Source organism: Agrobacterium sp. LMR679 (genome assembly GCF_027157905.1).
In the GTDB taxonomy this organism is placed as follows: Bacteria; Pseudomonadota; Alphaproteobacteria; order Rhizobiales; family Rhizobiaceae; genus Agrobacterium; species Agrobacterium leguminum.
In genome coordinates this window covers 1,041,404-1,051,354 of the sequence record NZ_JAPVOJ010000002.1, presented here as the reverse complement: position 1 = coordinate 1,051,354, position 9,951 = coordinate 1,041,404, and the positions used below count along the sequence as shown (strand labels likewise).

The window sequence follows — 9,951 nt, the reverse complement described above, 5'->3', positions numbered from 1 at the left end:
CATCGTTAAAAAGCAGCCAAGAAGAATGTCGATAGCGCAGATTTTGAACAGCATTGCCGCAAAAGGTCCGGTCTTCGAGGCCGGTCACGTCTGGCTCGCGGGCGCAGGGCCGGGCGATGTGCGTTATCTGACGCTGGAAGTGGCGCTCGCGCTGTCTCAGGCAGATATTATCGTGCGCGATGCGCTGGTGAGTGACGAAGTCATAGCGCTTGGTCCGCAGGCGCAGATTGTTTTTGCGGGCAAAAGGGGTGGCAAGCCCTCCGCGACACAGGATGATATTACCGCTTCGCTGATCGATTTCGCCAGCCAGGGCAAAAAGGTGCTGCGGCTGAAGGGCGGCGATCCCTTTATTTTCGGGCGTGGCGGCGAAGAGGCGGAGGCGCTTGTCCATGCCGGCATTCCGTTTCGCATATTGCCGGGCATGACCTCGTCGTTCACCGCGCTTGCTTCCGCCCGCATCCCCGCCACCATGCGCGGCATCAGCCGCGCCGTAACTCTTGCAACGGGCCACGCGGCGGGCACCGAGGAAGATCTGGACTGGCTGGCGCTGGCGAAAACACGGGAACCCATCGTCGTTTATATGGGGCTGAAGAATATCGGCACGATTGCCAGCCTCTTGATGCAGGGTGGGCGTTCCGGCGAAACGCCGGTCGCCGTCATCATGTCGGCAACGACGGCGCAGGAGCGGATTTTCATCGGCTCGCTGGAAAGCATAGCTGACGATGCAATCAGGCAAAATTTCGAAGCGCCGGCTTTGATCGTTATCGGCGAGATTGTTTCGATGCGGGCGCGTCTTGGAGTTTCCGGTTCATGACGGCGCGGGCGATCATCATTGGCGCGCCACGTTCGGGTTCCGGCAAGACCAGCGTGACCATCGGCCTGCTCCGGGCCTTTGCCCGGCGTGGTATCAAGGTGCGCGGCATCAAGACTGGGCCGGATTATATCGATCCCGGTTTCCACGCCTTCGCCACCGGCACATCGGGTCTTAATCTGGATAGCTGGGCCATGCGGCCGGAATTGTTGCGGCATCTGTTTTCGCAGCAGACCGAGGATGCGGAACTTGTTCTGATCGAAAGCGCCATGGGCCTGTTCGACGGTATTCCGGTTGCGGAAAATCGCACGGGTTCGGCGGCGGATCTGGCGCGGCTGTTCGGCATTCCCGTGCTGCTGGTGCTGGATGTGTCCGGCCAGTCGCAGACGGCTGCCGCCATCGCCCATGGTTTTGCCCACTACGATCCGGCCGTTACCATGGCGGCCGTTGTGTTGAACCGGGCGGGCAGCGAAAGACACCGGACGCTGTGCACGGAAGCCATCGAAAAAATCGGCCTTCCCGTTGCCGGCTGCGTGCTGCGTGATCCTTCGCTCATCTTGCCCGAACGGCATCTGGGGCTGGTGCAGGCCAGCGAACATCCGGAAATCGATGCGCATATCGAACGGCTGGCGGATGCGATGGAAAAATCCATCGATCTCGATGCCCTGCTTTCACTCGCCGCGCCGGTGAATGTGCCTTCCGGCTCGGTGAATGCGGCGATTGCACCGCCCGGCCAGCGCATCGCGCTGGCGGAGGATGCGGCGTTCACTTTCCTTTATCCGCATCTCAGGAGGCATTGGCAGGCGGCCGGAGCCGAGATCGTGCCGTTCTCGCCGCTCGCGGATGAGGCGCCGGACGGGAGCTGCGATATCTGTTGGCTGCCGGGAGGGTACCCCGAGCTTTTTGCCGGAAAGCTTGCGGATGCGGCTGGTTTCAAGGCGGGTATTGCCCGCTTTGCTGCGACAAAGCCTGTTCATGGCGAGTGCGGCGGTTACATGGTGCTCGGCGAGGCGCTGGAAGATGCGGATGGCGTGACCCATGCCATGACCGGGCTTCTGTCGCATGCCACCAGCTTTGCGACCCGCAAGATGAATCTCGGCTATCGGCAGGCAACAATCGCGGCAAGCGGACCGCTCGGCGCGGCGGGTGATGTTCTGCGCGGTCATGAATTCCATTATGCGCGGGTTACCGATCCCGGCCGCGATGAGCCCTTCGCCCAGATTGCTGACGGACAGGGTCGTCCGCTCGGGCCATCGGGCGGCAGGAGAGGATTTGTCTCGGGCACCTTTTTCCATGCCATCGCCAGAGGCGATTGATCTTTATAGCTTTGGTCCGTGAGACCTGCGGCAAAGTGGATCAAGCTGTGAAAGTTTGTAGGCCCTGATCACGGGAAAGTGCTATAGATCTTTTTATAGGGCATGGAATAGCGGAGATATCTGCCGTGATCCATGTTCGGTGAAGCGCAGCCGGACCGAAAGCCGCTTCATATGTCCCGGTCCGAACCTGCTCTCGCGCATTTATATCGAGCGTGCCTACCGATGATGAAACCCGGATTTTTTGTCTCTGCTGCTCTTGCCGCATCCATCCTGCTGGCCCCCTTGGGCACCGGTGTCGATGGCATGGCTGCCCACGGCGGTGAAGACTATGCGACGCTGGAAAAGCTCGGTGCGGCGCTGTTCGACGATCCCGGTCTCTCGATGAACCGCACCATGGCCTGTTCCACTTGCCATATGCAGGCCGCCGGTTTTTCCGATGCGCGGGAGAGCGACAAGGTGGGGCGGGACGTATCGCTTGGCGATGACGGCATTTCACTGGGCGACCGCAACGCGCCGACTGCAGCTTATGCCCGCTTCACGCCACCTTTCGGCAGGAATGCGGCGGGAGAGTATATCGGCGGGCAGTTCTGGGATGGCCGCGCCTCCCTGCTTGAAGATCAGGCGGGCGGTCCGCCGCTCAATCCCCTTGAAATGGGCATGCCGGACAAGGCCTCGGTCGTCGAACGGCTCAGGGAAAACCCGGATTATGTCGCGGCTTTCGGCACGCAGTTCGGCAAGGATGTTTTTGAAAGCGACGACACCGCCTATGCCGCGATGACGAAGGCGCTGGCGAGCTTTGAGCGCTCGGATGAGTTCTCCACCTTCGATTCCAAATATGACCGCTTCCTGCGCGGCGAGGAGAAGCTGACGGATCAGGAAGAGCTGGGTCGGGTTCTGATCTCCTCGACGCAATTCACCAATTGCAATACCTGCCATGAAATCCGTGGCGCCAAGGGCCTGGAAGACGGCCTCTTCACCAACCACAAATATTTCAACATCGGCGTTCCCGCCAATACATCGGTTCGGGCCGTGAACGGCTCCAAACCGGGTGCGATCGATCTGGGGCTCGCGCAAAATCCGGAAGTTGCCGGCGATGTCGCCCAGCGTGGCAAGTTCAAGGTGCCGACGCTGCGCAATGTCGCGGTCACCGGTCCTTACATGCACAATGGCGTGTTCAAGGATTTGCGCACAGTGGTGCTGTTTTACGTGAAATACAAAAGCAAGAAGCCGAGCCGCCAGATCAATCCGGAAACGGGCAAGACGTGGGATGCGCCGGAAGTGCCTGAAAATATCGCCATGGCGGAACTGACATCCGCGCCGGCGCTGGACGACAAGCGTGTGGACGCCATCGTCGCCTTTCTGAAGACGCTGACTGACAAAAGATATGAGCATCTTCTGCCGAAGGAAGATGGGCAGGCGAAGGTGCCGCCTGCCCAGCCGGTTTCGTCCAGCGTTACGCCGAAAGCGCCTTGAATTCGGCGAGAACCGCGTCACCCATTTCAGAGGTTCCGACCTGACGGCTGCCCTCGGCCATGATGTCGGCGGTGCGGATGCCCTTGTCCAGCACGTTGGCGATTGCCGCTTCGAGCTTGGTCGCTTCGTCAACCATGTTGAACGAGTAACGCAGGCACATGGCGAAGGAGGCGATCATGGCGATGGGGTTGGCGATACCCTTGCCGGCAATATCCGGGGCCGAACCGTGGACCGGCTCATACATGGCCTTGCGCTTGCCGGTCTTGGCGTCAGGCGCGCCAAGCGAAGCGGAGGGCAGCATGCCGAGCGAGCCGGTGAGCATGGCGGCGACGTCGGAGAGCATGTCGCCGAAGAGATTGTCGGTGACGATCACGTCGAACTGCTTGGGCTTGCGCACCAGTTGCATGCCGCCGGCATCGGCCAGCATATGTTCCAGCTGAACGTCCTTGAATTTGGCGGCGTGGGTTTCGGTGACCACCTGGTTCCACAGAACGCCGGATTTCATCACGTTGCGCTTTTCCATCGAGCAGACGCGGTTGTCGCGGGTGCGGGCCAGTTCGAAAGCGACGCTGGCGATGCGCTCGATTTCGAAAGTGTCGTAGATCTGCGTGTCGATGCCGCGCTTCTGGCCGTTGCCGAGATCGATGATCTGCTTCGGCTCACCGAAATAAACGCCGCCCGTCAGCTCGCGGACGATGAGGATATCGAGGCCTTCGACCAGTTCCGGCTTCAGCGAGGAAGCGGCGGCAAGTGCGGGGTAGCAGATGGCCGGGCGCAGATTGGCGAAAAGTTCGAGATCCTTGCGCAGGCGCAGCAGACCGGCTTCCGGGCGGTGCTCGTAGGGCACGCCATCCCATTTCGGGCCGCCGACGGCGCCGAACAGGATCGCATCGGCGGCAAGCGCCTTTTCCATATCCGCATCGGAAATCGCCACGCCATGGGCGTCATAGGCAGAGCCGCCGACCAGACCCTCCGAGACGGTGAAGCCGGCATTTTGCGCGCTGTTCATGTAATCGATCAGCTTGCGGACCTCAGTCATGGCCTCCGGGCCGATACCGTCACCGGGCAGAAGGAAAAGCGAACGAACTGTCATGAGAACCCTCCTTGGGCGGCGTGCCGGAAAACATCCTGAAGGGTTTTCGATTGCGGCGAACGCGGCGTCAAACTCGTTTCCGTCCTGCACATGAGAAGTCGTATCGCGGCCGGACGGGATCGGAGGCTTCTTATCTCCGCCTCAAGGGCTTTTCAAGCAAAGCAAAAGCCGATCCGGTACGGTTTGGTACGGGATCGGCTTTTTTGAAGAGCAGAAATGCGGTCAGGCCCAGGGGCGGACCGAGGCGTTTGCCTTTTCGAACGTATCGATAGCGCCGGAATGTTCGAGCGTCAGGCCGATATCGTCCAGACCGTTCAGCATGCAGTGACGCTTGAATTCATCGATCTCGAAGGTAATCGTGCCGCCATCGGGGCCGCTGATTTCCTGACTTTCCAGATCGACGGAGAGGACGGCATTCGATCCGCGGGACGCATCGTCCAGCAGCTTTTCGAGGTTCTCGGGGCTGACGACGATCGGCAAAATGCCGTTCTTGAAACAGTTATTGTAGAAGATGTCGGCGAAGCTGGTGGAGATCACGCAGCGGATGCCGAAATCGAGAAGCGCCCATGGCGCATGTTCGCGCGAGGAACCGCAACCGAAATTGTCACCCGCGACGAGAATCTGGGCGTTCTGGTAGGCGGGCTTGTTCAGTACGAAATCCGGATTGGGCGAGCCATCCTCGAGATAACGCGACTCGGCGAAGAGGCCCTTGCCGAGGCCGGTGCGCTTGATGGTCTTCAGATAGTCTTTCGGAATGATCATATCGGTGTCGATATTGACCACCGGCATGGGCGCGGCAACGCCCGTCAGCTTGGTGAATTTTTCCATCTGTCGCTTCCCGTGTTTCCCTTCGACAAAATCCGGGGCTGGTTAAAGCTCACCGAACGTGTTCTGCCGGGAAATACTGCAAAACTGATCACTTTAGAAGCGCAAACCCGCGTTCTTCGGTACGCCGCGCGCGGCGCTCTGGCATTTTTGCCGATTAGAGACGATCTCAGAGATCGATAATCGTGCCTTTGCCGTCGTTCCAGACGCGCATATCGCGCTGGTTACGGGGCTTGACCGGAATGGGGGCCGGCTTCAGACGCGCGGAAAGCAGGCGGGCAGCGCTGAGAACCGCGAGCACGCCGATGAAAGCGACCGTGAGCGACGCGGTGAACAGGGCGACTATCGCCAGAATTGCAATGCCGGATGCGGCGATGAAAAACGAACGTATGCCTTGCATGATCCAAACCTTTCTATCCAGACGAATGTGGGCCTTCTTCTTCCGGGTTGCAAGAGGATTCAGTGGATTGTCAGCTTGCAGATGTCACAAAAGCTTGACACAAGTGCGGCATGGTCAACTTTTCCGAAAATATTCTTGTGAGACCACGTCGTTCGTTGCTCTCCGTGCCGGCCATCAATGTCCGGGCACTGGAAAAAATCCGCGATCTCGATTGTGATGGGGTGATCCTCGATCTGGAGGATTCGGTCGCACCCGGGATGAAGGGCGCGGCGCGGGACAATCTGCAAAAGCTGTTTTCGGAAGGGCCTCTTGCAGCGGGCGAGACCATTATCCGCATCAACCCGCTTTCCACGCCCGACGGGAAGGCGGATTTGGAGCTTGTGCTTTCCTGCCGGCCTGATGCAATTCTTTTGCCGAAGGTGGAGCAGCCGGCCGATATTCACGATGTGGCCGATCTTCTGGCCGAGGCGGATGTGCCGGACCACCTGAAAATCTGGGCGATGATCGAAACGCCGCTTGGTGTCCTGAATGCCGCCTCGATTGCTGACGCTGCCCACACGCCGGATGCGCGGCTTTCGGCTTTTGTCATCGGGCTCAACGATCTGCGCAAGGAAACGCGGGTGCCGGCCCTTCCCGGACGCACTTATCTCGTACCCTGGATGATGCAGGTGGTGCTTGCCGCCCGTGCCTATGGTCTGGATGTCATCGACAGCGTCTCGAACGATTTCCGCGATATCGCCGCTTTCGAAGCCGAATGTGAGCAGGGTCGCGCCATGGGGTTCGATGGCAAGATGCTGATCCATCCGGCCCAGATCGAGCCGGCCAATTGCCATTTTGGCCCGGATGAGGCGGCGGTCGCGGAAGCCCGCGAGATCATTGCCGCTTTCGCAAAACCGGAATCTGTGGAATTGAACGTCATCAACATGAACGGTCGGATGATCGAACGGCTGCATGTGGGCCAGGCCGAAAGGCTGGTCGCCATGGCCGATATCATCGCACAAGGAAAGGCAAAAAAGACGTGAAGGTCTATCGTTTCATAACCGGTCCCGACGACGCGAAATTCTGTCACCGGGTCACCGAGACGCTGAACAAGGGATGGGAACTCGCGGGTTCGCCAAGCTACGCCTTCAACGCCGCAAGCGGCGTCATGCATTGCGGCCAGGCCGTGACCAAGGTGGTCGAGGGCAAGGAATACCATCCGGACATGAAACTCGGCGAGCAATGAGCGGCGCCAGCCGCCCCGATCAGCGATCGGCGGCGGCTTCGTCGGCGCTTTCCTCTATCCGCTCCATGTCGTCGTCCGACAGGCCGAAGTGGTGGCCGATTTCGTGGATGAGGACATGGGTGATGATATCGCCCAGCGTTTCCTCGTTCTCGGCCCAGTAGTCGAGAATGGGACGGCGATAAAGCGTGATGCGGTTCACCATCTCGCCCGTTTCCATGGTGAAACGTTCGGAGATGCCGCGCCCTTCGAACAGTCCGAGAAGATCGAAGGGTGTTTCGAGCGCCATGTCTTCGAACACGTCATCGGTCGGAAAATCGGCGATCTCGATGATGAGATCTTTTGTCAGTGCGCGAAATTCTTCCGGCAGGTGGCCATATGCCTCGATCGCAAGCGACTCGAAGGCGGAAAGTGTCGGCGCATGGCGGTCCCGCCAATCGTCGGTCTGGTCTATGCGGGCCATTTCTGCTCCTTGTTGGAAGGCCCATATAAACACTTGCTGGACAAATTTCGAGACCCGACTGCTTCACCCGCCGAAAAAGCATGAAATTCTTGGCGTTACAGTTACTTTTCAAGCCGTCGTCATCTTGACATAAACGGGCGTCTCGCGTAATCGGCACCCAAATTGATGGCGTAGTGCGCCTTCTGTTTATTCCGCCCCTCAAAAGGCGGCTTCACCGGCAGACATTCAAAGGGGCATTCAGTCCTGACGGATTTCCGCTACTTCGACTGATAAAAAGACGGCCAGCTTGCATTTGCGGGCAGAGCCGGAACGAACATGAAAGGATAAAAAATGTTCGCAGTCATCAAGACCGGCGGTAAGCAGTACCGCGTAGCGGCCGACGCCGTGCTGACCATCGAAAAGCTGGAAGCAGAGGCGGGCGCAACTGTAGAATTCACCGAAGTTCTCGTTGTTGGCGAAGGCGCCGACGCCAAGTTCGGTGCACCCTTCGTCAAGGGCGCCATCGTCAAGGCTGAAGTTGTCGAGCACAATCGCGGCAAGAAGGTCATCGCCTTCAAGAAGCGTCGTCGTCAGAACTCCAAGCGTTCGCGCGGCCATCGTCAGCATCACACTGTCGTCCGCATCACGGACATCGTTGCTGCCTGATCGGCGCGACACGGGAAACAAGGTTTAAAGGAGAACTCCAATGGCACACAAAAAAGCTGGCGGTTCCTCGCGTAACGGTCGCGATTCCGAATCCAAGCGCCTTGGCGTAAAGAAGTTCGGCGGCGAAGCTGTCATTCCAGGCAACATTATTCTGCGTCAGCGCGGCACGCAGTGGCATCCGGGCGCCAATGTTGGCATCGGCAAGGACCACACGATTTTCGCACTGACCGCAGGTAACGTGAACTTCCGTACGAAGGCCAACGGCCGCGTATTCGTATCCGTGGCCCCGAAAGCGGAAGCCGCAGAATAAGCCGGTAAGCGTCATATGCAGCCGGTGTCCCATCGACCCGGCTGAGACGTATCAGGTTCAGTCAAGAAAACAGGGGAGATGGGGCACCACCCAACTCCCCTTTTTCTTTAACCCCAAGGAGGGACTGAACCATGCAAGCTGAATTGTTGAGGGTCGACCAATCACGGTCACCCGAAGAGCGGCCGAGGCCCGATCGGTCGAGGAGCGATTGCCCCGTTTTACTGTCGCAGAGGCTGGTTTTACGTAAGCCTCACGAAGAAGACATCGACGCCCTTGCCCATCTTGCCAACAATGCCAATATCGCGACCATGGTGTCGCGTATGCCGCACCCTTACACGGCCAAAGACGCCGCGGATTTTGTGCGACGCTCCAAAGCTGGCGAGATTGGCAAGTGCGTCTATGCGATTACCCGCATGGACAATGGCGAGTTTCTGGGCTGCTGCGCGCTCGAACCCCAGGAAGACGAAAAGACGCTGGAGATCGGTTACTGGCTGGGGGAACCCTACTGGAACCGCGGCTATATGACGGAAGCGGCGCATGCGCTGATCGACATGGCCTTCCGCACGCGTGAAATCGATCAGATCGATGCTCGTTGCCGGGTCACCAACATCGCGTCGCGCCGCGTCATCCAGAAGTGCGGTTTCCAGTTCCAGGGCTCCGGCATGGTCGGGTCTCTGGCGCTTGGCGGCATGGTGCCGGTCGAATGGTACAGGCTCGACCGCAAGACCTGGGTTTCGCTGAAGAGCTGGGGGGACATGGGATGAGTGCGCTCGAACTGACCCGACGGCGGACTGCCCCCACCGTGGCGCCGCCCGGCCCCTGCCCCGTCATCGAGACATCGCGTCTGGTGCTGCGGCCGCAGCGGCTTTCCGACGCCGGCAGCATTGCGGAATCGCTTGGCGATTTCGCCGTGACCAGAATGCTGGCCCGCGTTCCCGCGCCCTACCACAAGCAGGATGCGCTGGAATGGCTGGTCTTGCGCACCTCCGGTACCCTGCCCGACTGGGATTTCGCCATTACCAGCGGCGACGATACCCTGATCGGTGTCGTCTCGGTGGAATTGCGGCACGGCGAGTGGCATCTCGGCTATTGGCTGAACCGCTTCTACTGGGGCAAGGGTTACATGACCGAGGCGGTGGCCGCCGTGGTCGAGCGGTTCTTCCGCCGTATGCCCGGAGTGACCCTTCACTCCGGCGTATTTGCGGATAATCCCGCCTCGCTGCGAGTGCAGGAAAAACTCGGCTTCCGGGTGACCGGTTGCCACCAGGTCTACGCCACGGCGCGCGCCGCCATGGTGGCGCATATCGGTACGATGATTACGGCTGAGGATTTCATTCAGCCGCATCGCACTTGAGGAGCATTGCAAGGCCGGTTTGGATCAAACCGGCCTTGT

The 9,951-nt window shown here is 59.6% G+C and carries 13 protein-coding genes; 9 read left to right on the top strand and 4 right to left on the bottom strand.

Annotated elements, in window-relative coordinates:
* Window positions 1-25 precede the first annotated feature (25 nt).
* The 3 genes from cobA to O3W47_RS15785 all read left to right on the top strand — a co-directional run bounded on the left by cobA (window position 26) and on the right by O3W47_RS15785 (window position 3,600).
* Window positions 26-814 carry a uroporphyrinogen-III C-methyltransferase gene (cobA, locus tag O3W47_RS15795; RefSeq protein ID WP_269314108.1) on the top strand — a complete coding sequence of 263 codons (789 nt, stop codon included), beginning with the start codon at window positions 26-28 and terminating at the stop codon, window positions 812-814.
* Entirely contained in the window at window positions 811-2,127 is a 1,317-nt protein-coding gene (locus O3W47_RS15790) for a cobyrinate a,c-diamide synthase (protein WP_269314107.1), read from the top strand. The genes cobA and O3W47_RS15790 overlap by 4 nt, the downstream gene beginning before the upstream one ends.
* A gap of 222 nt (window positions 2,128-2,349) precedes the next feature.
* Window positions 2,350-3,600 (top strand): cytochrome-c peroxidase, encoded by a 1,251-nt coding sequence (locus O3W47_RS15785; protein ID WP_269314106.1) that lies wholly within the window; start codon window positions 2,350-2,352, stop codon window positions 3,598-3,600.
* Here O3W47_RS15785 and leuB read toward each other — a convergent pair.
* The 3 genes from leuB to O3W47_RS15770 form a co-directional block, all read right to left on the bottom strand.
* Window positions 3,581-4,693, bottom strand: coding sequence for a 3-isopropylmalate dehydrogenase (leuB, locus tag O3W47_RS15780; protein ID WP_080815491.1), 1,113 nt, complete (start codon window positions 4,691-4,693; stop codon window positions 3,581-3,583). The genes O3W47_RS15785 and leuB overlap by 20 nt on opposite strands.
* Window positions 4,694-4,915: 222 nt before the next feature.
* Window positions 4,916-5,521, bottom strand: a complete 606-nt coding sequence (gene leuD / locus O3W47_RS15775; RefSeq protein ID WP_020809820.1) for a 3-isopropylmalate dehydratase small subunit — start codon at window positions 5,519-5,521, stop codon at window positions 4,916-4,918.
* A gap of 166 nt (window positions 5,522-5,687) precedes the next feature.
* Entirely contained in the window at window positions 5,688-5,918 is a 231-nt protein-coding gene (locus O3W47_RS15770; RefSeq protein ID WP_020809819.1) for a hypothetical protein, read from the bottom strand.
* A 110-nt stretch (window positions 5,919-6,028) separates the two neighbouring features.
* Here O3W47_RS15770 and O3W47_RS15765 point away from each other — a divergent pair, with 110 nt between their 5' ends.
* A complete protein-coding gene (locus O3W47_RS15765; RefSeq protein WP_269314105.1) occupies window positions 6,029-6,940 on the top strand; it encodes an HpcH/HpaI aldolase/citrate lyase family protein in 912 nt (303 codons plus the stop codon).
* Window positions 6,937-7,143 carry a DUF1737 domain-containing protein gene (locus tag O3W47_RS15760; protein ID WP_269314104.1) on the top strand — a complete coding sequence of 69 codons (207 nt, stop codon included), beginning with the start codon at window positions 6,937-6,939 and terminating at the stop codon, window positions 7,141-7,143. The genes O3W47_RS15765 and O3W47_RS15760 overlap by 4 nt, the downstream gene beginning before the upstream one ends.
* 19 nt (window positions 7,144-7,162) lie before the next feature.
* Here O3W47_RS15760 and O3W47_RS15755 read toward each other — a convergent pair whose 3' ends face one another.
* The gene (locus O3W47_RS15755) at window positions 7,163-7,603 is read right to left on the bottom strand and encodes a metallopeptidase family protein (RefSeq protein ID WP_003520258.1); all 441 of its coding nucleotides are present in this window, start codon (window positions 7,601-7,603) and stop codon (window positions 7,163-7,165) included.
* 330 nt (window positions 7,604-7,933) lie between these two features.
* On the opposite strand from O3W47_RS15755, the gene rplU reads away from it, so the two are divergent.
* The 4 genes from rplU (at window position 7,934) to O3W47_RS15735 (ending at window position 9,912) form a co-directional block, all read left to right on the top strand.
* On the top strand, window positions 7,934-8,248 hold the full coding sequence (gene rplU, locus O3W47_RS15750; RefSeq protein WP_003492690.1) for a 50S ribosomal protein L21: 315 nt from the start codon (window positions 7,934-7,936) through the stop codon (window positions 8,246-8,248).
* 40 nt (window positions 8,249-8,288) lie between these two features.
* Window positions 8,289-8,558, top strand: coding sequence for a 50S ribosomal protein L27 (gene rpmA / locus O3W47_RS15745; RefSeq protein ID WP_003492686.1), 270 nt, complete (start codon window positions 8,289-8,291; stop codon window positions 8,556-8,558).
* A gap of 131 nt (window positions 8,559-8,689) precedes the next feature.
* Window positions 8,690-9,322 (top strand): GNAT family N-acetyltransferase, encoded by a 633-nt coding sequence (locus tag O3W47_RS15740; protein WP_003505256.1) that lies wholly within the window; start codon window positions 8,690-8,692, stop codon window positions 9,320-9,322.
* Entirely contained in the window at window positions 9,319-9,912 is a 594-nt protein-coding gene (locus tag O3W47_RS15735) for a GNAT family N-acetyltransferase (protein WP_080815493.1), read from the top strand. The genes O3W47_RS15740 and O3W47_RS15735 overlap by 4 nt, the downstream gene beginning before the upstream one ends.
* The last annotated feature ends 39 nt before the right edge of the window (window positions 9,913-9,951 follow it).

What these genes read in the sequence shown, in the direction of transcription:
- cobA (WP_269314108.1), top strand. Translation starts at nt 26, where the DNA reads ATGTCGATAGCGCAGATTTTGAACAGCATTGCCGCAAAAGGTCCGGTC.
- O3W47_RS15790 (WP_269314107.1), top strand. Translation starts at nt 811, where the DNA reads ATGACGGCGCGGGCGATCATCATTGGCGCGCCACGTTCGGGTTCCGGC.
- O3W47_RS15785 (WP_269314106.1), top strand. Translation starts at nt 2,350, where the DNA reads ATGATGAAACCCGGATTTTTTGTCTCTGCTGCTCTTGCCGCATCCATC.
- leuB (WP_080815491.1), bottom strand. Translation starts at nt 4,693, where the DNA reads ATGACAGTTCGTTCGCTTTTCCTTCTGCCCGGTGACGGTATCGGCCCG.
- leuD (WP_020809820.1), bottom strand. Translation starts at nt 5,521, where the DNA reads ATGGAAAAATTCACCAAGCTGACGGGCGTTGCCGCGCCCATGCCGGTG.
- O3W47_RS15770 (WP_020809819.1), bottom strand. Translation starts at nt 5,918, where the DNA reads ATGCAAGGCATACGTTCGTTTTTCATCGCCGCATCCGGCATTGCAATT.
- O3W47_RS15765 (WP_269314105.1), top strand. Translation starts at nt 6,029, where the DNA reads ATGGTCAACTTTTCCGAAAATATTCTTGTGAGACCACGTCGTTCGTTG.
- O3W47_RS15755 (WP_003520258.1), bottom strand. Translation starts at nt 7,603, where the DNA reads ATGGCCCGCATAGACCAGACCGACGATTGGCGGGACCGCCATGCGCCG.
- rplU (WP_003492690.1), top strand. Translation starts at nt 7,934, where the DNA reads ATGTTCGCAGTCATCAAGACCGGCGGTAAGCAGTACCGCGTAGCGGCC.
- rpmA (WP_003492686.1), top strand. Translation starts at nt 8,289, where the DNA reads ATGGCACACAAAAAAGCTGGCGGTTCCTCGCGTAACGGTCGCGATTCC.
- O3W47_RS15740 (WP_003505256.1), top strand. Translation starts at nt 8,690, where the DNA reads ATGCAAGCTGAATTGTTGAGGGTCGACCAATCACGGTCACCCGAAGAG.
- O3W47_RS15735 (WP_080815493.1), top strand. Translation starts at nt 9,319, where the DNA reads ATGAGTGCGCTCGAACTGACCCGACGGCGGACTGCCCCCACCGTGGCG.